Below are 23,752 nucleotides of genomic sequence, written 5' to 3'. Positions count from 1 at the left end.
GCGGGGCCAAAACGTCGATGGTAGGGGTCCGGGCGGGGACCCGCAAAGGCCGGGGGCGGGCCCGGGCCGGATCGGGCGACCGGGCCGGCGCCGCTATACTCCCCCGATTGTCCCGAATGCCGTCCCGCAAGCCCCTCCCTACGGAGCCCGTTGTGACCGTACCCGCAACCGCATCGACGCCGGCCCACGGCGAGTTCTTCGGCCATCCCAAAGGCCTCTACGTCTGCTTCTTCACCGAGATGTGGGAGCGCTTCTCCTTCTACGGCATGAAGGCGCTGTTGCTGCTGTATTTGCTGAAGTACCACCTGTTCACGGACGACGCCGGCTACGACCTGCTCGGCGCCTACGGCGGCCTGGTCTACGCCATGCCGGTGATCGGCGGCGTACTGGCCGACCGCTATCTGGGCATGGGCAAGGCGGTGGTGCTGGGCGGCGTGCTGCTGGTGCTGGGCCATCTGGGCATGGCCTACGAGGGCCACCAGGCCGTTCGCCTGGCCGACGGCACGATCCAACGCGACGCCGCCGCGCTGCAGGTGTTCTACCTGTCGCTGGCGCTGATCATCATGGGCGTGGGCTTCCTGAAGCCGAACATCTCGACCATCGTCGGCAAGCTCTACCCCGAAAACGATCCGCGTCGCGATTCCGGCTTCACCCTGTTCTACGCCGGCATCAACGTCGGCGCGATGTTCGCCAGTCTGATCTGCGCCTTCCTGGGCGAGACCTATGGCTGGAAGTACGGCTTCGGCGCCGCCGGCGTCGGCATGGTTGCCGGGCTGATCATGTTCATCTGGGGCCAGAAGTATCTGTACGGCCATGCCGCCCCAACGAATCCCGGCTTGCTGCGCGAACGCATCGCAGGCCTGTCGCGCGAGTGGTGGATCTATCTCGGCTCGTTCGCCGGCGTAGCCGTGGTCTGGCAGCTGATCCAGCGCACCGCGACCGTGCATGGCGCCATGCACCTGATCGCAGCCGGCTTCGGCCTGTGGTTCATCTACTTCCTGATCACGAAATGCAACAAGGTGCAGCGCGAGCAGATGATCTCGCTGCTCCTGATGATCGTCGGCGTACTGGTGTTCTTCACTTTGTACGAGCAGACCTACGGCAGCTGGATCACCTTCAGCGACCGCCTGCTGACCAAGGACATGTTCCCCAGCCTCAGCGGCATCAGCAGCGGTGCCTTGCCGTGGTCGCTGTTCCTGCTGGCGGCCAGCCCGTTCCTGATGATCGCCGCGCTGAAGGCCAGCGATCGCGGCAACGCCGGACTGGCCAAGACCATGGTCGGCCTGCTGGCCTTGGGATTGGCGGTGGCCTCCTTCCACGACGTGGTGCTGAAGCCGCAGACCGCCAGTTCGCTGACCTTCCTGGGCGCGTTCTTCATCATCGTGCTGTCGCCGATCTTCGCCTGGCTGTGGCCGTGGCTGGAGCGGCGCGGGCTCAACCCGAGCAAGCCGGCCAAGATCGCCATCGGCCTGATCGTCGCCGGCCTGGCCTTCGTCCCGCTGATGCTGGCCGCCCAGGCCACGGCCGGCGGCACGATGGCCAGCGTGTGGTGGCTGGTGCTGGCTTACTTCGTGCTCGAAGTCGGCGAAATGTGCCTGTCGCCGATCGGCCTGTCCGCGGTCACCCAGCTGTCGGTGGCGCGCGTAGTCGGCCTGATGATGGGCGGCTTCTGGCTGGCCACCGCCTACTCGGAAGTGCTGGCCGCGCAGTTCGGCAAGCTCGCCTCGCTGGACCTGCCGGAAGGCGCCGCTGTCGACTTCGTCACCGCCAGCGCCAAGTACGGCGAGCTGTTCCAGCTGATGATGTGGATCGGCATCGGCTCGGGCGTGCTGTACTTCCTGCTGTCGCCGCTGCTGCGCAAGTGGATGCATGGGGTGAAGTAAGCCCCGTTCGCCTAAGCGATACCGCAAAGAAAACGGCGCCTTGCGGCGCCGTTTTCTTTTGCCTGATGGCTGCGGCCGGCCCCTAACGAATCCGAGCGCAAGACCGCTGGCTTACTTGGCCGCCGCAGGCTTCGTCGCCGGTGCCGTCGCCACTTGGCCGCCAAGACTACGCGCCAGGAACGCCAGCAGCTTGGTGTAGTACTCGCGTTGGTGCGCCTCGGTGTAGAAGCCGTGGCCTTCGGTGTCGTAGTACAGGGTTTCCACCGGGGTGCCCGCTTTACGCAGCGCCTGCTCCATCATCTTGCTGTGCGAGATCGGCGCGCGTTCGTCCTCGCCGCCCGCCGCCAGGAATACCGGCACCTTAATGCGGTCGGCCATGCGCGTGGGCGACACCGCGCCGAGCTCCTCTCGACTGCCGATCCACTCGCGCAGATAGGTCTCGCCGGAGCCGCGCCGCTGGATGTCGCCGGTGTTGTGCATGCTCGGCAGGTCGTAGACACCCACATAGCCGGCCGCGCACTTGTACAGGGTCGGCTCCTTGGCCGCGCCCATCAGTGCGGCGTAAGCGCCGTAGCTGGCGCCGTAGATGCAAATGCGACCGCTGTCGGCGATGCCCTGCTGGATAGCCCAGCGCGTGGCGTCGGTGACATCGTCCTGCATCTTACCGCCCCATTCGCGCGCGCCGGCCTGCACGAAGGCCTGACCGTAACCGCTGGAGCCGCGGAAATCGACCTGCAGCACCGCGTAGCCGGCCGCGGCCAACATTTGCGCTTCCTCGTCGAAGCCCCAGGGATCCTGGATGTCGTAGGGCCCTCCATGCGGCATGACCACCATCGGCAGGTTCTTGCCGCTGCTGCCCTTGGGTAGGCTGAGGTAGCCCTGCAGCGCCAAGCCATCGCGCGCCTTCAGCGAAATGCCACGCTTCTCCGCCATCTCTGCCGGGTCGAACCAATCGCGGCGACTGAGCAGGTGCTCGGCCTTCTTCGCGGTTGTGTCGAACAGGAAGAAATCGCCTGGGTTGTTACCGCTGGACACTTCGACCAGAGCCAGGCGGCCGTCGCTGCTGCGAGAGGTGATGCGCACCGGGTCGCCGCCGAACGCGGATTCCAGGCTCTTGTACAGGCGAGCCTCGGGAGCCGCCGTATCGAAGAACTTGGTGACCCGCTTGCCATCGATGAAGAAGGCGCCGACGGGGGTATACGAGTTGCCGCGATAGATGAAGGTCGACGGGTCGACCTTGGCATCCTGCAACACATCGCTGCGCTTCTGGGTCGCGATATCGTAGGCCACGATCGCGTCCGGCCCCTTCTTGCGCTCGGCCCGGAAATAGGCGGTCTTGTCGTCCGCGGAGAAACCGACCGGGATCTCGATGCCCTCGCCGATGTTATCGGCGCTGATCAACTCCCATTCCGCGCTCTCGGTCTTGCGGTAATAGAGCTTGCGGACGTTGTCGGTGCCGTAGCCGATCGCGAAGCGGACCAAGCCTTGATTGTCGGTGATGAAATCGGCATTGCGCACCGGTGCGCGCGCCAACGGCGAGCGGCGCCCCGTATACACATCGATCTTCTCGACACGGGTATAAGGGTCATCGCTAAACGGTTGCACTGAGATCACGATGTTCTTGTCGTCGTTAACCAAGTCGTCGACCATGAAGGCGGCGATCTGCTCGACCTTCTTCGGCTGGATCTTGGTCGCCAGGCCCGCGCCTTGCACGCTCTGTCCCACGAGCAGACCGGGCTGGGTTCCATCGGCGTTGATGGCATAGAGATTGCCGTCCCACTGAGGCTTGTCGAGCGCGCCGATCTTGCGCGCCATGCTGATCACGACGCGTTCCGGATTGACCCACCAGAACCCAGCTACGTGCGTATTCTTCTCCAGCCTGAAATTCGCCGTGACCTTGTTGTCCGACCGGCGCAGGATCACCAGCGCCGTCTTGTCCTCGAAGGGCACCGTCGCCGCAAGGTAGTCGCCATTGGGCGAAATCTTGACCTCGTTGAACCGGTCCTTCTTGATGTAGGCATCGACGTTGACCGCCGATGCGACCGGCGCGGCTATCATCCCGGCGCACAGCAGTGCTGCACTGAGGTATTGCTTCATTTCGTCTCATCCCCGTGATTGCGATACGCCTGACGGCGCATCCATAAAACAATTGTAGCCATCGACGCAAGCGATCTCGCAGCATGTGCGCGGATGCCTTTAAATCACGCGAAACAAGCGCCATTTCACTTGCGACCGGCAGGCTCCAGCGGCGCGGCGGTCAGACCGCCCAGGCTACGAGCCAGAAAATCCAGCAGCCGGGAATAGTACTCGCGACGATGCTCTTCGGTGTAGAAGCCGTGGCCTTCCATATCGAAGTACAGGGTCTCCACCGGCACCCCGGCTTTGCGCAGGGCCTTTTCCATTCCAATGCTGTGCTCTATCGGCGCGCGCATATCGCGCCCACCGGCTGCAAGGAACACCGGAACCTTGATACGGTCGACCATTCTCACTGGTGACACGGAAGCGAGTTCCTCGCGCACTCCTATCCATTCACGCAGGTAGGCCTCGCCGGAACCGCGATTCTGGATATCGCCGGACGTGTGCATCGCCGGCAGGTCGTACACACCGACATAGCCGACCGCGCAGCGATACAGACCGGCTTCTTTTGCAGTCCCCATCAATGCGGCGTAGGCGCCGTAGCTGGCGCCGTATATGCATATCTTGTTCGCATCCGCGATGCCCTCCCGTACGGCCCAGCGGGTGGCATCGGTCAGATCGTCCTGCATCTTCCCGCCCCATTCGCGGGCACCTGCGCGCACGAACTGTCGCCCATAGCCGCTGGAGCCCCGAAAATCGACCTGAAGCACGGCATAGCCCGCGGCAGCAAGCAGTTGGGCCTCGCCGTCGAAGCTCCAGACGGTCTGGACATCGAAGGGGCCGCCGTGCGGCAACAGCACCATAGGCAGATTCTTGCCCGAGCTGCCGCTCGGCAGGGTCAAGTATCCGCGCAGGCTCAAGCCATCGCGAGCCTGCAGCGAGACCTGCTTCTTCTCCGCCATCTTCTCGGGGTCGAACCAATCCCGCCGACTCAGCAGATGGTTGGCCTTCTTGGTGGTCGTATCGTAGAGATAGAAGTCGCCCGGATTTCGCCCACTGCTCACCTCGACCAGCGCCAGCTTCTGGTCGTCGGTGATCGAAGTGACACGTATCGAATCGGCGCCGAATGCGGGAGCCAGCGCGCGATAGATGCCGGCTTCCGGAGCGCTCGCATCGAAGAACCTGGCCTCGCGCTTGCCGTCCACAAAGAAGGCTCCCACCGGAATCGTGCCTTTGCGGTAGACGATCTCGTCCGGGTCTACCCGGGCATCGCGCATGACTTGAGTGCGCGAGCGCGCGACAGGGTCGTAAGCGACAATGGCGTCGGGGCCGTTGCTCTGCTCGGCCAGCAAGTAGGCGATCTTATCGTCTTCGGAAAAGCCCAACGGCACTTCCGCCATGCCTGTGCCGGCCTCGTCGCCGATCTGCTCCCAGGGAGCATCCGCACCGCCTCGGTAATACAGCTTGCGCACGTTATCGGCACCGAAACCGAACGCGAAGCGAACATTACCGCGATTGTCGGTGACGAAACTGGCGTTTCTGACGGGCGCTCGCGCCACAGTCACACGGCGACCCGTGTAGACGTCCATTTCGTCCGCCCGCGAGTAGGTGTCGTAACCGAAGGGCGACACCGAAATGATGACGTTCTTCTCATCCTCCCGCAGTCCGTCGGCCAGGTAGGCCGCCACCTGCTCCACTTTCTTCGGCTGAATCCGAGTCTTTGCGCCCTCTCCGCGCACGGACTGCCCGACCAGCAGTTCTGGATCGGTTCCATCGGCGTTGATCGCGAGCAGATTCCCGTCCCGGAATGGCGTGTCTCTGTCGCCGAAAGTTCGCGTCATGCTGATCAACACGCGCTGCGGGTTCACCCACCAGAACTCGGCCACATGCGTGTTCTTCTCGAGCCGGAAGTCAGCCGTCACCTTGTTGTCGGAGCGACGAATGATCGCCAGTGCGGTGCGGTCCTCCAGCGGCACCGTCGCGGCGAGGTACTCGCCATTCGGGGAGAGCTTGATTTCGTTGAAGCGGTCCCGGCGAACGAAGGCCTCCACATTGACGGCGGAGAACGCCGGCATGGCGATCAACAGTCCTGCACCCAGGACCACGGCATGCAACAGTTTCATCATTGAGCCCCCTGATTCTTCAAGCCATCTACTTCGGCGCTCCATGCCGGAAACGACCGCGGCCACCGATGAAGGTGGCCGCGGCTTACTGCCTGGATACTCGCACCTAGGCTCAGTTCGCCTTGGATGCGCCCCCGACGTTGACCTTGCCGCCGATATGGCGATCGAAGAAGCCCAGCATCTCGGTGTACAGGCGCTGGTTGTTTTCTTCCTTGTAGAAACCGTGCATTTCGCCGGACTGGATGATCATGCCTTCCGGCGGGTTGCCGGCCGCGATCAGGGCCTTGTTCATCGACTCGGTGTTCTCCGGCGGGCAGCGCGGATCGCGTGCGCCGGCAGCGAGGTAGACCGGGATCTTGAACTTGTCGGCGTGCTTGACCGGCGACATCGCGTCCTGCTCGGCCTTGGTCTTGCCGAAGGCGCGCGCCATGTAGCGACGGCCGCTTTCGCGATCCGAGGTATCGCTCTTGGTCAACTGCACGTCGATGTCGTAGGCGCCGACGTAGCCGAACGCGCACTTGAACAGCTTCTGGTCGATGGTCGGCGCCATCAGCGAGGCGTAGCCGCCGAAGCTGCCGCCGTAGATGCAGACTCGATCCTCGTCGGCATAGCCCTGGTTGATGGTCCACTTGGTGGCATCGATGATGTCGTTCATGATGCCGGTGGCCCAGGTGCCGTAGCCCATGTCCTGGAAGCCCTTACCGAAGCCGCCCGAGCCGCGGTAGTTGATCTGCATCACCAGGTAGCCGCGGCTGGCCAGCAACTGGGTTTCCCAGTTGAACGCCCAGTTGTCGCGCGGGCCCATCGGGCCGCCGTGCACGTTGACGATCATCGGCAGGTTCTTGCCGTCGGAACCGTGCGGAATGGTCAGGTAGCCGTAGATCTTGAGACCGTCGCGGGTGGTCATCGAAAACGGCTTGACGCTGGCCATTTTCTTCGGGTCCAGCCACTTGCGGCCCTGCATCAGGAAGCGCGCCTTGCCGGTGTCGCGGTCGTACAGGTACAGCTCGCCCGGGTTCTTGTCGCTGACCACCGAAACCACGATCTTCTTGCCGTCCTTGGTGGCGCTGGAGAAGCGCACCAGCTGGCCCGGGAAAGCGCCCGCGAGCGAGGCGTAGATCTCAGCGTCGGCGTGCTTCTCGTCGACCATGGTCACGCGCGGCGCGCCGGCCTCGGTGATCACGCCCAGGATGGTGTCGCCGTCGGCCGAGGTGATGTAGCTGGCCGGGTCGGAGACCGGATCCTCGAACAAGGTATTGAACGCGCCAGTCACCGGGTCGATGGTACCCAGCGCCTCCGGCTTCTTGCCGTCGCTCTGGTTGGCATAGATCAGGCCGTCGGTGGAGGTGCCGATCACGCTCAGGTGCTTGCCCGAGCTCTTGGAGCTGTTGATCAGGGTCCACTTGCCGTCGTCGCCGCGGCGGTAGAGCTCGTTCTGGCTGTCGAAGTTGCCCTGCGCATCCTCGTCGTCGTAGCAGATGGCGAAACGCGGCGCCTTGGCGACATCGAGCGCGATTTCGCAGTTCTCGCGCGGTGCACGCGCCAGCGACTTGCGGCGGCCGGTCAGGGTGTCGAACAGCACCAGCTCGGTGCCCACACCCTCGTTCGAACGCGGCGAGGTCACCGCCATGATCACGTTGACGTCGTCGTCGGGCAGCGTGTCGAGCAACTGGAAGCGCTCGTTGCCGACCTGCTTGCCGCGCTGGGTGGCGTCGCGGGTGCCGTAGAACACCAGCGGGCGCGGCTGGGTACCGTCGGCGTTGACGCCGTACCACTCGCCGGTGCCGAAGGGCTGCGCGTAACGGCCAAGCTTCTTGACCGAGTTGAAGATCAGGCGCTCGGGGCTGACCCATTCGAACTGGCCGACGCTCTTCTCGTCAGGCAGCTGATTGACCTTGACCAGGCTCAGGTCCTTGGTGCGCAGCACGGTCAACACGTCCTGGTCGCCGCGGTCCACGGTCAGCGCCAGGTACTCGCCGCTGGGCGAGATCTTGGCGCCGCTGTAGGTCGAATGGCGGACGAAGTCGGCGATCGAGGGCGCGCCGGACGGCGCATCGGCGGCTTGTGCCGAGGCCGCGCACAGCGCCAGGCCCAGCACCGCTAGGTGCAGCTTTTTCATTTCGGTTATCCCCTAAAACGACGCGAAAAAACGGCTCGCGCCTAGCCTAACCCATCCAACGGCTCAGGGCATACAGGCCCCTACCCGTCAGCGGGTTCAGGCCGGAGACTTTGCCGAATCTGTCGACAGCGTCCTATCCAGGGCGGTCCGCCAGTCCGGCAGAGCCAGCGCGTACTCGCCGCGCAGCCGGGCGGTGTCCAGCACCGAATAGGCTGGGCGGCGCGCGCGCGTGGGGTAATCGGCGGTCGCGATCGGGTGCACGACCGGCTTGCGCGCGATCAGCCCCTGCGCGAACGCACGCTCGAAAATGGCCTCGGCGAAGCCGTGCCAGGTGGTTTCGCCGCCGGCGACGAGGTGACGCACACCGGACTCGGCCAAGCCCTGCCGCAGGATGGCCGCGCTGACGTCGGCGATCAGCCAGGCCGGCGTCGGCGAGCCGATCTGATCGGCGACCACCCGCAGTTCGTCGCGCTCGGCGCCGACGCGCAGCATGGTGCGCAGGAAGTTGGCGCCATGGGTGGCGTAGACCCAGGCTGTGCGCAGGATCAGATGAGACGCGCCGCTGGCCGCGATGGCCTGCTCGCCGGCGAGCTTGCTCGCGCCGTACACGCCCAGCGGCGCGGTGGCGTCGTCCTCGCGATACGGGCGTGTGCCGCTGCCGTCGAATACGTAGTCGGTCGAGTAATGCAGCAAGGTCGCGCCACGCGCGGCGCAAGCCTGCGCGATCCGGCCGGGCGCCTGCGCATTGGCCCGGAACGCGACCTCGGGTTCGTCCTCAGCGCGATCGACCGCGGTATGGGCGGTGGCGTTGACGACCACGTCGGGCCCCACCCGCTCGATCAAGGCCGCGATCGCGTCGAGCTCGGCCAGATCCAGGGCCTCGCAGCGGCCGCCGTCGGGCAGCTCGCCGCTGCGCGTGGTCGCCACGACCTCGCCCAGGGGCGCCAGACTGCGCCGCAGCTCCTGGCCGACCTGGCCGTTGGCGCCCAGCAGCAGGATCTTGCTCATGCGCTGTAGATCGGCAGGCGGTCTTCGGCGACCTCGGCCAGCAGCGGCGCGCGCGCGTCCTTGTCCGACAGCGAGGGCTCGCTCACCGGCCAGTCGATCGCCAGCGCCGGATCGTCCCAGCGGATGCCGGCATCGGCCTTGGCGTCGTAGGTCGCAGTGCACAGGTAGGTGAACACCGCGCGCTCGCTGAGCACGCAGAAGCCGTGGGCGAAACCTTCCGGTATCCAGAAATGGCGCCGGTTCTCGGCGCTCAGCAGCACCGCCGTCCAACGGCCGTAGTGCGGCGAGCCGCGACGGATGTCGACGGCGACGTCCCAGACCTCGCCCTCGATCACCGACACGTACTTGCCCTGCGGATTGGGCCATTGGTAGTGCAGGCCGCGCAGCACGCCGCGCGCCGACGAGGACACGTTGCCCTGGACGAAATTCGGCGACAGGCCGTGCGCGGCCAGCTTGTCGCGATTGAAGGACTCGAAGAAAAAGCCGCGCGCGTCGCCGAACACTTGCGGTTCGATCACCACGCAACCGGGCAGATCGGTTTCGATGACCTTCACGGTACGAAACCCCGCTTGGCCAGACCCAGCAGGTACTGCCCGTAGCCGTTCTTGGCCAAGGGCGCGGCCAGTTCGACCAAGCGGTCGGCGTCGATCCAGCCGTTGTTCCAGGCGATCTCCTCGGGGCAGCAGATGCGCAGGCCCTGGCGCGCCTCGATGGTCTCGATGAAATTGGAGGCTTCCAGCAGCGACTGATGGGTGCCGGTGTCGAGCCAGGCGTAGCCGCGACCGAGCTGCTCCAGATGCAAGGAACCTTCCTCAAGGTAACGCCGGTTGAGATCGGTGATCTCCAACTCGCCGCGCGGCGAGGGCTTGAGCTCGGCGGCGAAATCGCTGGCGCGGCCGTCGTAGAAATACAGACCGGTTACGGCGTAGTTCGAACGCGGCTCGGCCGGCTTTTCCTCCAACCCGATCACCCGGCCCTCGCCATCGAACTCGGCCACGCCGTAGCGCTCCGGATCGTTGACCCAATAGCCGAACACCGTGGCGCCGTGCTCGCGCTGATCGGCGCGCTTGAGCATCGCGGTCAGGCCGGGGCCGTGGAAGATGTTGTCGCCCAGCACCAGGCAGCTGGGACCGCCGGCGAGGAACTCGCGCCCGATCAGGAAGGCCTGCGCCAGCCCGTCGGGGCTGGGCTGCGCGGCGTATTCGATGTTCATGCCCCAGCGCGAGCCGTCGCCCAGCAGGTGGCGGAACAGCGCCTGCTCGTGCGGGGTGTTGATGATCAACACGTCGCGGATGCCCGCCAGCATCAGCACGCTCAGCGGGTAATAGATCATCGGCTTGTCGTACACCGGCAACAGCTGCTTGCTGATCGCCTGGGTGATCGGATACAGCCGGGTGCCGGAGCCGCCGGCCAGGATGATGCCCTTGCGATTCATCAATTGAACTCCGAATAGTCTTGCCGCCATCCCTGGCGCAACCCCATCACTTGCGGATGGTCCTGCCCGGCCAACCATGGCCGGGCGCTCGACGGCGCAGCAGATGCCTTGTCGGCATCTGTTATCACGCGCCGTCTCCCCCGATGCGTTCGAGTCGGTAGCTGCCGTCCAATACGCGCTGCACCCAGGGCTGGTTGTCCAGGTACCAGTCGACGGTGAGCGCCATGCCCTGCTCGAAGGTCACGGTCGGGGCCCAACCCAGCTCGTCCTGCAGCTTGGAGGCGTCGATCGCGTAACGGCGGTCGTGGCCCGGGCGGTCCTTGACGTAGGAGATCAGCGACTCGCGCTTGCGGCCGTCGGCGAGCGGGCGGCGCTGGTCGAGCAACTCGCAGATGGTCTTGACCACGACGATGTTCTGGCGCTCGGCGTCGCCGCCGACGTTATAGGTCTCGCCCAGGCGTCCGCCCTCGAGCACGCGGCGGATCGCGGCGCAGTGGTCGCCGACGTATAGCCAGTCGCGCACATTCAGGCCGTCGCCGTACACCGGCAGCGGCTCGCCGGCCAGAGCCTTGGCGATGATCAGCGGGATCAGCTTCTCGGGGAACTGATAGGGGCCGTAGTTGTTCGAGCAATTGGTGGTCAGTACCGGCAGACCGTAGGTGTGGTGAAAGGCCCGCACCAGATGATCCGACGCGGCCTTGGACGCCGAGTACGGCGAGTTCGGCGCGTACGCGGTGGTCTCGGTGAATTTGCCGGTATCGCCGAGGCTGCCGTAAACCTCATCGGTGGACACATGCAGGAACCGGAACCCGTCGCGGCCCGGCGCGTCCAGCGACTTCCAGTAATCGCGGCTCTGCTCCAGCAGGCTCAGGGTGCCGACCACGTTGGTGTGCACGAACGCGGCCGGGCCGTCGATCGAACGGTCGACGTGGCTCTCGGCGGCGAAATTGATCACCGCGTCGGGGCGGTGTTCGGCGAGCAGGCGCGCGACCAAGGCCGCGTCGCCGATGTCGCCCTGTACGAACTGGTGACGTCCGTCGCCGTCGAGCGGGCTCAGGGTGTCGAGGTTGCCGGCATAGGTCAGTGCATCCAGGTTCACGACTTTGACGCCGCGCTGCACCGCTTCGAGTACGAAATTACCGCCAATGAAACCGGCGCCGCCGGTGACCAACCAAGTAGACACTCAGACACTCCCTGCTTAAGAAATTAGTCGCTGCACGCCGACCTGCGCCGGCAAGACGGAAGATCGGACCGAGCCGGCCGCACCGGACGCCAAAACCGCCCGAACGATACGGCAGGCCAGCTGAAAGGACCCATCACGCCAGCGCCCGGCCATCGTCCGATGACGGTCGAGTCGTGCAAGCGAATGATTCTAATACTTTCTTTTTGCAGAAGGCGGCGTGGAACAGGCACGACGGGGCGGCCCGCGCCGGTCCGTTCAGTCGCATCCGGACGCGCAAAGCCTTACGCGCCAATGACCTGCGTGCGGGAAATCGGCGCGGCCTGGGGCCAGCCTGAACGCGCGCGCGCCCAAGCCCGGCCGCGGTGGCGCCGGGCTTGAAGACGGACGCGGCAAACTAGACGCCTAAAAAGTGACTAACTGGTGCCGATCGGTCCGCTCGGCGTCCGGCCGGCGGTTTGCGACGGAGCTCTCATTCTGGCCGCTCATTCCAGCCGTCGGCGCCCTACTCCGCGCCCTCGCCGGCCTCGACCGCCGCCCGCACCGCCTGCGTGTCCTGATCCAGCATCGGCGCGGCGAACGGCGCCGGGCCCGGGGTGCGGCCGAACTTGATCGACTGCGCGACCGCGCGGTAGCGACCCACGCGCGGGTGTTCGATAGTGCCGACGATGCCCTCGGCCAGCACTTGCGGATGTTCGAACATGTCCTCGATGCGGCGCGCGGCCGCGCACGGCACCTCGTCGCCGAACAAGGCCTCCCACTCCATCGCGCCGCGTTGCGCCAGCGCCTCGTGCAGGCGCGGGACGATTTCAGCGGCGTGCTCGGCGCGCTTGCGCACGCTGTCGTAGCGCGCCTGCGCGGCCAGGTCTTGCAACCCGGTCTTCTCGCACAGCGCCTTCCAGAAGCGCGGCGTGTTCGCGGAAATATAGATATGACCGTCGCGGGTGGGATGGATGCCGGTGACGCCGCCGGAACGCATGTCGCGGCCGATGTCCAGCGATTCGCCCTCGGCCCAGATCATGCGCGCCGACTGCATGGTCAGGGCGCTACGCAACAGCGATACCCCGACGAACTGGCCCAGGCCGCTGCGCTCGCGCTCGTACAGCGCCGAGGACACGCCCGCGGCCAGCAGGGCCGCGGTGTAATAGTCGACGACCGAACCGTAGATGATCTCCGGCGGCCCGCCGCGCCGGCCCTGCAAGGCGCACATGCCGGTCATGGTCTGCAGCACCTGGTCGTAACCGGCCTTGTCTTTCATCGGCCCGGTCTCGCCGTAGCCGGTGACGGCGCAATAGATCAGGCGCGGATTGATCAGGCTCAGGCGCTCGAAATCGATGCCCAGCCGCTGCGGCACACTGGGCCGGAAGTTGTGCACCAGCACATCGGCATCGCGCACCAGGCGCAACAGCACAGCGTGATCGGCGGCCTGCTTGAGATCCAGCACGATGCCGCGCTTGCTGCGATTCACGCCCAGGAAGGCGCGGCTTTCGCTGGGCAGGGTCGACGGATACTGGCGCAGATTGTCGCCATCGGGCGGCTCGATCTTGATCACGTCCGCGCCCTGGTCGGCCAACAGCGCGCAGCCGTAGGGGCCGGCGATGTAAGCGCTCAGGTCGAGCACGCGCACACCGGCGAGCGGCCCCGCCGGCGCGCTGCGTCCGGTGCTGGGGTCAGGTCGGAATGCGTCCATACGCTGCGCGTCCATGAAACTCCTGGCGTGATGCTGGCTGCACTGTGCCGCGTGCCCGCAAAAAGAAACAGGCAGGCCGCATATGTTCTGGCGCCACAAAATCTTGCTTGGCGCTCATGACTTGGGCTCCGGCGCCAGACTCATCCAGGTCAGGCGCCAGGCGCCGTCGACGCGGCCGCCGGCGCGGTAATAGGGCGCCAACACCAGCGGCGAGCGGTAACCCAAGCGCAATTCCACCAGCGGCCCGCCTTGTTCGTCCTGCGTCGCCAGCAGCCAAGTCGCCTCCGGCTGCGCGGGCAGACGCAGGGTCTCCTCGGTCTTGAAACCGTCGATGAGGCCCGAGGCGTAGACCAGCGGGCCGCGGGTGACGCCCAGGTATTCGTGGCGCAGCACTTCCTGGCGGACCGGGCTGCCGTCGGGCGCGCGCGATTCCTGCACGTTGCGATTGAGCGCGCGATGGCTGCGCGGTGCCATCGGGAATCGCGCCGTCACCGTATCGCCGTCGCGCCAGACGCGGTCGAGCACGGCATAGCCGCCGTGCTCGACCACGGCGCTGGCCGTATCGCCGTCGACGCGCACGGTCGCGTCTTCGGCCCAGGACGGCATGCGCAACCTCAAGGCGAACCGCGCTTCGCGCTCCAGGCCGATGCGCAGGCGCACCTCGCCGTCGAACGGATAGCCGGTCGCCTGTTCCAGACGCACCCGACCGGCTGCGCCCAATTCGATCTCGGCCCACCCCGGACCGTACAGATTCACCGCGATCCCATCGTCGCCGCTGCGCGCGTAGGCGATCGCGGGCAGTTCCTCCAACGCCATCGCCCCGCTGGACTTGCAGCAGCGCCAATAGGTGGTGTGCACGCGGCGCCCGTTCGGGAACACGTAGTAGCACCAGTCTTCGCCGTTGGGCGCCTGCGCGCCCAGCAGATCGTTATAGGCCGAGCGCTCGACCTCCTCGGCATAGCGCGCGTCGCCGCTGATCGCGAGCAGCTCGCGGTTCAACTGGATCCAGGCCAGGGTCGAACAGGTCTCGACATAGCCGTGCGGACTGAACATGCCGGGCGGGTTGAACACTTCGCGCGAACGATGGGCGACGCCGCCCCAGGGGCCGCCGCCCAGGCTCAGATGATGATCGCGGATGCTGCGCCACAGGCGCTCGACCGCATCGCGATAGACGGCGATGCCGGTGGCGCGGTGCAGCTTGGCCAGGCCGACCAGGTTCCAGGCCAGCTGATAGGCCTTGCCGGTCGCGATCTCGGCCGCGTCGACGCCGGCCAGAGCGCGGCTGAGCAGGGCCAGTTCGGGATGGAGGTCGGCCTGCTCCAGCACCGTCGTCGCCAGATCCAGATAGCGGCGCTCGCCGGTGGCGAAGTACAGCTCCGTCGCCGGGTCCATCAGCACCGTCGCCGACATGCCGTGATGGTTGCCCAGCTCGGTGATGTCGATGCCGCCTTCGCCCAGCGTGCGCGCGCACAGATCGCCGATGCGGCGCGCGGCCTCGAGATATCGCGGCTCGGGGAAGTGTCGGTGGATTTCGAGAAAGCCAAGGATCAGATAAGCGTGGGTCCAGATATCCCAGGTCCGCACGCTGGGGGCGCCGTCCCAGCTCAGCGGCTTGGGCGGCTGCTTGCGCATGAAGCGGCGTTCCGGCGCGTAGGTGCCCAGGTAGCCGTCGGCTTCCTGGCTGTCGGCCAGGAAATCGGCCACGCGCCGCAGTCGCGCCAGCAACTGCGCATCGCCCGAGCGTGCGGCGGCCTTGGCCGCGGCCACCATCCACTTGCCGGCGTGCTCGCCGTACCAGTCGCCCTCGCGGTTCTGCGCGCGCCGCTCGGGGGCGAAGATCTCGATCGCCGGGCTGCGCTCGTCGACGATGAAATGCGACAGGCGCCCGGCGAGATTGGCGTCCAGGGCCTCGCCCAGCAGACCTTCCAGACGAACCGCGGCGGCGGGAATGCGTTCCATGGTCTCAGGCCGCATCCACGACGCAACGGAAGCCGACGCAGCCGGAACGGTCCTTGCTGGGCGCCATCAACAGATACTTGCCGTGCTGGTCCAGCCGGTGCGCCTGCGGAAAATACCAATGCGAGGTCTGCGGCTGGTACGAACTGCCGCCGCGCAGGATCGCGGCGCGGGTGTGCTCGTCCTGGTACTCGTCGGTCCACTGCCAGACGTTGCCGACCAGGTCCAGCACGCCGAACGGGCTGGCGCCGCCCGGATGCGCATCGACATCGTCGGGCGCGCGCAGGCGGCGGCCGCGATTGGTCGCGGGCACCGCGTCCTCGCGCCAATCGTTGCCCCAAGGATAGCGGCGGCCGTCGCCGCCCTGCGCGGCGTACTGCCACTCCCATTCGCGCGGCAAGCGCTTGCCGGCCCATTGCGCATAGGCGCGCGCGTCTTCGAGCGCGACCCAGATCACCGGCTTGCGCTCCCAGCCCGGCGGCGGCGCACCGTCGATCCAGTGCCGCAGGTAGTTGCGGGTGTCGCGCGGACGGTAGCCGCTGGCCTGGACGAAGCGCAGGTAGTCCTCGTTGGTCACCGGCGTGCGGTCGATATGGAACGGGCGCATGCGCATGCGCTGGCGGTGGTTGCGGCGCGCGCTGGGCTCCCAGGGGTATTGCACGTCCACGCCTTCCCAGGTCTGGCCTTCGATCTCGACGCCACCGACCACGAAATCGAAATCGCCGCCGGGGATGGCGATCATGCCCGCGGGCGCGGTCGCCGCCGGAGCGGTAGCCTCGATAGCGACCAGTTGCTGCGCGAGCGCGCGCCATTGATTGGAATAGTCGCGCAAGGGCGTGGCCGCGCGTTCGGCCATGTCGCTCAAGAAGGTCTGGAAACCCTCGCCCTCGGCGCCGGGCGCCAGTGCCGCAACCGCGCCGAAACCGCGGCCTTCGATCGCGAACTCGAACACCGCCCGCCCGTCCTGCAGGCGCGGGCTCAGGGCGACGCCGTTCCAGACATCGAAGTAGCGCTGGCCCTCGAAGTGCGGCACCGCGAACTGCTCGCCCGCGACTTCGTACTCGTTACGGTTGACCAAGGTCCACAAGGTCGCGCCCGCGTGCGGGAAGCGGCTGGCGAACACGCCGGCCTGCAGGGTGCGCTCGTAAGGCCGCCAGTCCAGGCTGACCATGCAGGCCGCGAAGCGGCGCTCGATCGCGGCGATACGGCGCAGGCTTTCGGCATCGCGCGGGGTGAGCTGGTTCCACAGGCCCCAGATGTTCTCCCAGGCGTTGTAGCCGACGCCGTTGAAGAAGATGTACTGCAGATCGTGGTTGCGGTCGCGGCCCCAGCGGTTCTCGTAGTTGATCATGTGGCGCGGTTCCAGCCACTTGAACTTGGCCACCGGCGGCACGAGCTCGTTGGGCGCCTTCTTGCCCCAGCTCTGCACGTTCCAGATCAAGGCCTCCTCGGCGCTGATGGTGGACTCGGGTTGCAGCACCACCGGATGGCCCAGCGCATCGCAGGCGTCGAAGAACGCGCGCGGCACGCCGTTGTAGGTGTCGCCGTTGATGCCGTCGGCGCCCACCGCCTTGACCAGTTCGGCCATGGACTCCCAGTCGTTGCGGCCGTCGTCGCGGGTGCCGTTGTCCCAGGGCATGGTCGGCAGCAGCACGCGCACGCCGTGGCGATGGAAGTCGGCGATCGCCTCGCGCAGGCCGTCCAGGCCGCCGGGCAGGTCGCCGGCCAGATCGAACTGGTTGCGGTCGTCGATGCCGATATTGGGATAGACATGCCAGATCAGCACGCTGTCGATGCCGCCGTAGCGCAGCTTGAGATCGTCCAGATAGCGCCCGACGGTGTAGCGGCCTTCGACCGGGTCGTAGAAGTAGCGATCCTCGGCCATCATCTGCGCATGCACGAAGTTGCGCTGCGCCCACTGCAATTCGGGACGACGGTAGTTGGCGTCGTCGTAGCCGATCCGGGTCAGGTGCTCGCGGCGCCAATCGACCAGCTCGGCGATCCAGTCGTCGACCGTGCCATCCACATCCATCTTCCAGTGCCCGATCTCGGCGAACGGCCAGCCCGGCGCCTTGCCCGGCAGGGGCAGATAGCGCTGGGTAGTGACGTGCGAGAACTTGTATTCGCTACGCACCGGACGGCGTTCGTCGGCATCGGCGGAATCGGGAACGCTGGGGTCGGTGCTGGAGTTCATCGGATCGGGTCGTATCGGAAGGTGCGGAATGGGGACTGAGGCAGGCTTGGCTAGGGTGACGCGGCCCGCGTCGTCGGCGCGTCGCCGATTCGCACGTGGGCGAGCAAGGCATCGACCTCGTCGCGGCTGGGCACGCTGGATTGCGCGCCCGCGCGGGTGCAGGCCAGGGCCGAGGCGGCGCTGGCGCGACGCAGGGCCGTGGCGCCGTCCTCGCCCGCGGCCAACGCCGCGGCCAGTGTGCCGCAGAATGTGTCGCCGGCAGCGGTGGTGTCCACGGCGGTCACCGGATAGGCGGGTTGATCCAGCAAGGCATCGCCGATCCGCGCGCAGCAGCCGCGCGCGCCCAGGGTCACGATCACCCAGGGCGTGCGCAAACGTGCCAGGGCCGCGGCGCGGTCGTCGTGCACGCCGGTGATCGCGGCCAGCTCGCCTTCGTTGACGATCAGCACATCGACGGCGGCCAGCAGTCGATCCGGCAACGCTTGTGCTGGCGCAGCGTTCAGGATCACGGCCACCCCTGCCGCGCGCGCCGCCAGCGCCCAAGCTTCGACCGTCGCCAATGGCGTCTCCAGTTGCAGCAGCAGATGACTGACGCCATCCAGGTCCGGCAGATGTTCGGGCCGCAGCGCGGCGTTCGCGCCGGGGGCCACGGTGATCGCGTTCTCGCCGTCGTCGGACACGCAGATAAAGGCTGTGCCGGTCGTGGTGTCGGCCACCCGCAGCGCCATCACCTCCACACCGGCCGCCTGCAGCGAGCGTTCGATCGGCGCCGCGTAGTCGTCGTCGCCGAACGCCGCCAGCAAGCGCGTCGGCGCACCCGCGCGCGCGCAGGCGACGGCCTGGTTGGCGCCCTTGCCGCCCGGATAGGTCGCAAAGCCCTGGCCAAGCACGGTCTCGCCGGGCGCCGGCACATGCGCTGCGCGCACCACGAAATCCAGGTTGGCCGAGCCCGCGACCAGCACACTGCCGCCACGCGTGTTCATGGCACCAGGCCCTGATAGACCAGACCGTAGAACCGGCGTGCCACCCGCGGCAGGTCGGCGCGATCCTCGCGCGGCAAATGCTGCAACAGCAGGATCGCCACTAACCGCTCCTGCGGATCGATGGTGTAACTGGTGGAGGCCGCGCCCGACCAGCCGAACTGCCCCACCGAGCCGGGCTGGCCGCGCAGCGCCGGGTCCAGCACCACGTAGCCGCCCAAGCCGAAACCTTCGGCATCGCTGAACTGCGTGACCGGCGGATTCAACATGGTCAGGTGGTTGCGCATCATCAACTCGACCGTCTTGCGGCCCAGCAGGGTCTGGCCGTCCAGCGTGCCGCCGGCCAGCAGCATCTGGCAGAAACGCAGATAGTCGCCGGCGGTCGAGTACAGCCCACCGGCGCCGCTGGGATAGGCATTGAGCGGCGCGCCGGGTTCGCGCGCGCTGGGGCCGTCGTCCAGGCCCAGATGGCCGTCGTCGCCCATGCGGGTGATGTCGACCACACGCGCGCGCTGCGCGGCGGGCACGCTGAAGCCGGTGTCGCGCATGCGCAGCGGCGCGAATACGCGCTGCCGTAGGAAGTCGTCGAAACTCAGGCCGCTGCCGACCTCGACCAAGCGCGCCAGGGTCTCCAAGGCCGCGCCGTCGTAACCGAAGCGCGTACCCGGATCGGCGGCCAGCGGCACCCGGCTCAAGCGCTCGACGAAGCCACGCAGATCGCGCGCGGCGTGCGGATCGGCGCGTTGCAGCAGTGCCAGGGCGATGTCGTCGCCCGGACGGCCGGCGGCGAAACCGGCGGTGTGGGTGAGCAGATGTCGGATCGTGATCGGCCGCGCGGCCGGACGCAGCCGCGGCGCGTCGATGCTGCCGCCGGCCACGACCCGCGGCGCGTCGAAACCCGGCAGATAACGCGAGATCGGGTCGTCGAGGGCGAACTTGCCCTCCTCCATCAGCATCAGCACCGCCACCGAAGTAACGGTCTTGCTCATGGAATAGATGCGGAAGATATCGTCGCGTTGCAGCGGTCTGCTGCGCGCGAGGTCGCGGTAGCCGTAGGCGCGCCAGTCGACGATGCGGCCGTTGCGCGCGATCAGGCTGATCCCGCCCAGGTAGCCGTCGGCGCCGGTGGTCTGGTCCATGAAGGCGTGCAGGCGTTGCAGGCGGGGCGCCGAATAGCCTTGCGCTTCGGGCGCCGACTCCGGCAGAGGCGAAGGCTCGGCCGCTTGTACAGGCGCCAGCGTGGCAGCGCAGACCAGCAGGCCGCACAGGCCTGCGCATCGAACCAGCGCGGAGAAAAGAGAGCCGCCGCGGGCCACGGACCCGTCGGCGGCAGTTCGGGAGTGTCGCGCCACTTCTTATGAATCAGAACTTGATGGTGTGGGTGAGCGAAACCATGCGGCCACGGCCGGCCCAGTAGTTCTGGAAGCCGCCCGGCGGCTGCGACCAGCTCAGGATGTACTGTTTGTCCAGCAGATTCTCGATACCCAGCGAGAACCGGCCCCAGCGTTCGGTCTCGTAGTTCATGCCCAGGTCGAACAGGGTGTAGCCGTGAGTCTCTTCGGTGAAGGTGAAGCGCTGGCCGTCGAAGGGACGCACCTCGCTGCCCGAGAGCTTGCGCGAGAACAGCGTGGTCGCGCCCAGGGTAATGTCGCCGCGCGGCACGAAGTTCCAGGTCACCGACCAGGCGAACTTGTCGGGGTTGATGTCGAGCACGCCCATGGGACGGTTCAGGCCGCCGGCCGGATAGCGGCCGGCCGCATCGGCGGACCAGAACGAGGTCTCGCCGCGGGTATGCGAGTACACCGCGCTGACCTTCCACTTCTCCGAGAACCGGTAATCGCCGGACAGCTCGTAGCCCTTGATCCGCACCGGCGCGCGCAGCAGCACGAAGTCGTTGGTGACCGGATCGATCGACAGCGACTGGCCGAAGTCGGACTTGGAATCGTAGTGCGACGCGCTCAGCGAACCGCGGCTGCCGCGCCAGTTGAAGCCGAACTCGGTGTTGTCCACCACGATCGCGTTCAGATCCAGCAGGTCGCCGACGCTGATCTGCGGGTCGTTCGGGCAACCGTCGGGCTGGGTGCCGTCGGGGCTGTCGTTGGAGCACTGGATGTTGCGCAGCGGGATGCCGACGTTGGCCAGGGTGAAGCCCTCGCCGTAGGAGCCGAACACCGAGAAGCCTTCGTTGATGCGCCAGACCACGCCGGCGTTGACCAGGTTTTCCTGGTAGTCCAGGGTGCCGCCGCGCACGAAGCGACGGTCGCGGAACCAAGTGGTGGTGTAGTCGTCGACGTGCAACTCGCCGTCCTCGCGGCGGATGCCGCCGCTGAAGGTGAGCGGGCCCACGTCCCAGGACAGCTGCAGCCACGGCGCACGGCTCTTGTACTCCATCGGCGGCACCCAGACCCGGTTGGTCAGAGCCAGGCGCTGCTCGGCGGTGTCCTCGACCAGGTCCAGGCCTACGCGCAGTTCCAGGCCTTCGACCGAGAACAGCGAGGGCCGGGTCCAGGAGGTGCGCAGGCCCTTCTTGTTGGTCACGATCTCGGACTGATCGTAGATGCTGCCGATCGGAGCGATCAACGGGTCCTGACGGTCGGAGGAGTTCTCGACCAGGTAACGCATGGCCTGATCGGCCTTGTAGCCGTTGAGCACCAGCGTGCCGCCGAAGAAGTCGAAATGGGTGTAGCTGAGCTGGTATTGCTTGAAGTCGTTGAAGGCGGCCTTGGAACCGAAGATCTGACCGCGCTCGGAGGTGTTGGTGCGGGTCTGTCCGCAGATCGCGAACTCCTCCGGCCGGCAGCCCAGCACCTGGACGTAGTTGGCCTTGCCTTCGATCTTGAAATGGCTGACCGAGCCTTCGATGCGCTGGGTGCCGTCCTCGCCGAAGTTGTAGCCGGCCTTGAGGAACAGGTTGCGCGCCTCCGAATCGGCGACCGAACCGCTGGTGTTCATGCCGACGCGGCGGCCATCGGCGTCGTAGCTGATGCCACGATCGATGATCGAGGCGCTGGCCAGCATGTCGAAATCGCCGTCCTTGCGGGCGAAGTTCAGGCCGAGCTTCCAGCCGTCGCTGTCGTCGCCGAACTGGGTTGAGTAGCGCGAGATCAGGGTGACCTCGTTGCCTTCCTTGGTCGGCGCCGCCGACAGGTAGTTGATGATGCCGCCCGCCGCACCGATGCCTTCCGAGGCCGAGGGGCCGTTGATGACCTCGATGCGGCCGACGATGCCCATGTCGGTGAAGGTCGCGTTGCGCGTGCCCTCACGCAGCGGCGAGCCCTGCGGCACGCCGTCGAACAGGCGCAGCGCGACGCGGCCGCGCAGGTTCTCGCCGGTGTTGCTCATCGCCTGCGAGGACTCGGCGTAGCCGGGCACCGAGCGCGCCAGCACCGCGGTCGCGTCCTCGGTCAGGACCAGGCTGCGCTGCACTTCTTCCTTCGACACCAGGGTGATCGCGCCCGGAATCTTGTCGACCGCCTTCGGGCTGCGCGTGCCGGTGACGACCACGTTGTCCAGATCGACCGCCGAGGAGTCCTTGGTTTCGCTTTCGGCAACCGCTTCGGCGTCCTGCGCGCGGGCATTTCCGGAGATGACGGAGAGCAGCAGGATGCTGCTGATCGCGGCGCTGAGTGGCTTGACCATGTCGTGTCTCGTGCTGGATTCGGATGGCGACGGTTCGCGCCGTCGCGGCGTGGTCGTTGATCGATGATGCGTGGAACCGCGCGGATCGCGCTTCGCTCTGGCGACGCCCCCGACGTCCCCGCAGCCCTGTTGGTGCAAGCGAGCGTATGCGCTCGGACGCAGGCATAGAACCGGCGCGGGCTATGTTCAGAGACTAGGTTTTGTTGCTTGAGTCCGCAGGAAAAATGTCGCGTTGCAACATTTTTCCGCGACGAAGCGCGACCCGACGCTCAGCCCTTCTGCGCCGCCTGCATCGCCTTGCGGCTTTCCTGCAGGAACACCGTGACCAGGCGCACGCGCACGCTGGAACGCGACCAAACGATGCCGATCCGACGCGTGGCCGAGGCGTCGGGCAACGGGATGCGCGCGAGTTTCAGCCCTTCCGGCCACGGCTTGGCCCAATCCGGGACCAGCGACACGCCCAGGCCGCGGTCGACCATGACCGCGATCGCGTTGAGCGCGTTGAGCTCGAAACGCTCGCGCGGGACGATGTTGGCCGCGCGCAGGTACTCGTCGGCCTGGCGCCCGCCCCACTGGTGGCGGTCGTAGCGGATCAGCGGCTGGGTCGCCAGCAGCTCGTGCGGGTCGCGCTCGGCCATGCTCTGCGGCGCCAGCACGATCAGCGGCTCCTCGCGCAGCAGCTGCCATTCGCAGGTCTTGGGCAGGGGGAACGGCGCCTGCAGCACCACCGCCGCGTCCAGGTCGCCCTTTTCCACCGCGTGGTAGAGGTCGGCCGAATAGCCCGGCTTGATGAACACGTTGATCTGCGGAAAGGTCTCGACCATGCGCGCGAGCACGTCGGGCAGCATGCCGGCCAAGGCGGTCGGGCATGCGCCCAGGCGCAGCTCGCCCGAGACCCCGCTCTCGTTGGCCACGCTGCGCAGGTCGGCGACGCTGCGCAGCAGCTCGCGCGTGCGCGACAGGATCCGCGAACCCTCCTCGGTCACGCTGACGGTACGGCCGACGCGCGCGATCAGCGGCGCGCCGATCTCGCGTTCCAGGGTGCGGATCTGCTGGGCGACCGCGGCCGGGGTGATCCCGAGCACGCGCGCCGCCGCGGCCATCGAGCCCTGGTCGACCACGGTTACGAAGGTGTGCAGGAACTGAGTTTCCACGTGACCCTATCCCTTGAAGGCTGGAGGTTACTCCAGCGCCGATGCCGGCACCATGCTCGCCGCGCCGCGCACCGCCGTGCGGAACGACCGCCAAAGCCAAGCTGCGCCAGCGTCTGAATATAGCGTTCGCGCCTTGGCGACCCATGCGGGCAGGCCAACAATCGACGCCGCACCCAACCCAAGGGGGACACAGCGCGCCCGGCGGCGGCGCGCACGATCCGGACACGATGGGCAGGCAGGACGGTTCGCGCGACGCGCGAATGCGCTGCGGCGTCGCGATACCTGGCCGCGGGCCGCAACCGAGATGCCATCCTC

The 23,752-nt window shown here is 66.9% G+C and carries 15 protein-coding genes; 1 reads left to right on the top strand and 14 read right to left on the bottom strand.

The window, feature by feature from the left end; all coding sequences use genetic code 11:
- Nucleotides 1–152 precede the first annotated feature (152 nt).
- A complete protein-coding gene (locus ASD69_RS17625) occupies nt 153–1,883 on the top strand; it encodes an oligopeptide:H+ symporter (RefSeq protein ID WP_056181433.1) in 1,731 nt (576 codons plus the stop codon).
- A 111-nt stretch (nt 1,884–1,994) separates the two neighbouring features.
- Here the strand turns inward: ASD69_RS17625 and ASD69_RS17620 are convergent, their stop codons facing one another.
- The 14 genes from ASD69_RS17620 to ASD69_RS17555 all read right to left on the bottom strand — a co-directional run bounded on the left by ASD69_RS17620 (nt 1,995) and on the right by ASD69_RS17555 (nt 23,437).
- Entirely contained in the window at nt 1,995–3,707 is a 1,713-nt protein-coding gene (locus tag ASD69_RS17620; protein ID WP_235567262.1) for a S9 family peptidase, read from the bottom strand.
- Between the two features lie 398 nt (nt 3,708–4,105).
- Nucleotides 4,106–6,085, bottom strand: a complete 1,980-nt coding sequence (locus ASD69_RS17615; RefSeq protein WP_082576600.1) for a S9 family peptidase — start codon at nt 6,083–6,085, stop codon at nt 4,106–4,108.
- 109 nt (nt 6,086–6,194) lie between these two features.
- The gene (locus tag ASD69_RS17610; protein ID WP_056181431.1) at nt 6,195–8,201 is read right to left on the bottom strand and encodes a S9 family peptidase; all 2,007 of its coding nucleotides are present in this window, start codon (nt 8,199–8,201) and stop codon (nt 6,195–6,197) included.
- A 96-nt stretch (nt 8,202–8,297) separates the two neighbouring features.
- Nucleotides 8,298–9,209, bottom strand: a complete 912-nt coding sequence (gene rfbD, locus ASD69_RS17605) for a dTDP-4-dehydrorhamnose reductase (RefSeq protein WP_056181428.1) — start codon at nt 9,207–9,209, stop codon at nt 8,298–8,300.
- The gene (gene rfbC, locus ASD69_RS17600; RefSeq protein WP_056181425.1) at nt 9,206–9,763 is read right to left on the bottom strand and encodes a dTDP-4-dehydrorhamnose 3,5-epimerase; all 558 of its coding nucleotides are present in this window, start codon (nt 9,761–9,763) and stop codon (nt 9,206–9,208) included. Before rfbC ends, rfbD begins: the two co-directional genes overlap by 4 nt.
- On the bottom strand, nt 9,760–10,647 hold the full coding sequence (rfbA, locus tag ASD69_RS17595) for a glucose-1-phosphate thymidylyltransferase RfbA (RefSeq protein ID WP_157489530.1): 888 nt from the start codon (nt 10,645–10,647) through the stop codon (nt 9,760–9,762). Before rfbA ends, rfbC begins: the two co-directional genes overlap by 4 nt.
- A 121-nt stretch (nt 10,648–10,768) precedes the next feature.
- Entirely contained in the window at nt 10,769–11,827 is a 1,059-nt protein-coding gene (gene rfbB, locus ASD69_RS17590; RefSeq protein ID WP_056181419.1) for a dTDP-glucose 4,6-dehydratase, read from the bottom strand.
- A 502-nt stretch (nt 11,828–12,329) separates the two neighbouring features.
- Nucleotides 12,330–13,529, bottom strand: coding sequence for a CoA transferase (locus tag ASD69_RS17585; RefSeq protein ID WP_235567261.1), 1,200 nt, complete (start codon nt 13,527–13,529; stop codon nt 12,330–12,332).
- Nucleotides 13,530–13,628: 99 nt separating this feature from the next.
- Nucleotides 13,629–15,473, bottom strand: a complete 1,845-nt coding sequence (locus tag ASD69_RS17580) for a beta-L-arabinofuranosidase domain-containing protein (protein WP_056181415.1) — start codon at nt 15,471–15,473, stop codon at nt 13,629–13,631.
- A 4-nt stretch (nt 15,474–15,477) separates the two neighbouring features.
- On the bottom strand, nt 15,478–17,664 hold the full coding sequence (locus ASD69_RS17575; protein ID WP_056181413.1) for an SUMF1/EgtB/PvdO family nonheme iron enzyme: 2,187 nt from the start codon (nt 17,662–17,664) through the stop codon (nt 15,478–15,480).
- A 50-nt stretch (nt 17,665–17,714) separates the two neighbouring features.
- The gene (locus tag ASD69_RS17570; protein ID WP_056181411.1) at nt 17,715–18,647 is read right to left on the bottom strand and encodes a ribokinase; all 933 of its coding nucleotides are present in this window, start codon (nt 18,645–18,647) and stop codon (nt 17,715–17,717) included.
- The gene (locus tag ASD69_RS17565) at nt 18,644–19,783 is read right to left on the bottom strand and encodes a serine hydrolase domain-containing protein (protein WP_056181409.1); all 1,140 of its coding nucleotides are present in this window, start codon (nt 19,781–19,783) and stop codon (nt 18,644–18,646) included. The genes ASD69_RS17570 and ASD69_RS17565 overlap by 4 nt, the downstream gene beginning before the upstream one ends.
- Nucleotides 19,784–20,006: 223 nt before the next feature.
- Nucleotides 20,007–22,283: a TonB-dependent receptor gene (locus ASD69_RS17560; RefSeq protein ID WP_056181406.1), complete on the bottom strand. Its 2,277-nt coding sequence runs from the start codon at nt 22,281–22,283 to the stop codon at nt 20,007–20,009.
- Between the two features lie 269 nt (nt 22,284–22,552).
- Nucleotides 22,553–23,437 carry a LysR family transcriptional regulator gene (locus ASD69_RS17555; protein ID WP_056181402.1) on the bottom strand — a complete coding sequence of 295 codons (885 nt, stop codon included), beginning with the start codon at nt 23,435–23,437 and terminating at the stop codon, nt 22,553–22,555.
- Between the last annotated feature and the right edge of the window lie 315 nt (nt 23,438–23,752).

The organism is Lysobacter sp. Root604, from assembly GCF_001427505.1.
Classification (GTDB): Bacteria; Pseudomonadota; Gammaproteobacteria; order Xanthomonadales; family Xanthomonadaceae; genus Lysobacter.
This window is presented reverse-complemented; position numbering and strand designations above follow the sequence as displayed.

Coding starts and splice junctions, on each gene's coding strand:
- ASD69_RS17615 (WP_082576600.1), bottom strand. CDS start 6,085: ATGATGAAACTGTTGCATGCCGTGGTCCTGGGTGCAGGACTGTTGATC.
- ASD69_RS17610 (WP_056181431.1), bottom strand. CDS start 8,201: ATGAAAAAGCTGCACCTAGCGGTGCTGGGCCTGGCGCTGTGCGCGGCC.
- rfbD (WP_056181428.1), bottom strand. CDS start 9,209: ATGAGCAAGATCCTGCTGCTGGGCGCCAACGGCCAGGTCGGCCAGGAG.
- ASD69_RS17585 (WP_235567261.1), bottom strand. CDS start 13,529: ATGGACGCGCAGCGTATGGACGCATTCCGACCTGACCCCAGCACCGGA.
- ASD69_RS17580 (WP_056181415.1), bottom strand. CDS start 15,473: ATGGAACGCATTCCCGCCGCCGCGGTTCGTCTGGAAGGTCTGCTGGGC.
- ASD69_RS17575 (WP_056181413.1), bottom strand. CDS start 17,664: ATGAACTCCAGCACCGACCCCAGCGTTCCCGATTCCGCCGATGCCGAC.
- ASD69_RS17570 (WP_056181411.1), bottom strand. CDS start 18,647: ATGAACACGCGTGGCGGCAGTGTGCTGGTCGCGGGCTCGGCCAACCTG.
- ASD69_RS17565 (WP_056181409.1), bottom strand. CDS start 19,783: ATGGACCAGACCACCGGCGCCGACGGCTACCTGGGCGGGATCAGCCTG.
- ASD69_RS17560 (WP_056181406.1), bottom strand. CDS start 22,283: ATGGTCAAGCCACTCAGCGCCGCGATCAGCAGCATCCTGCTGCTCTCC.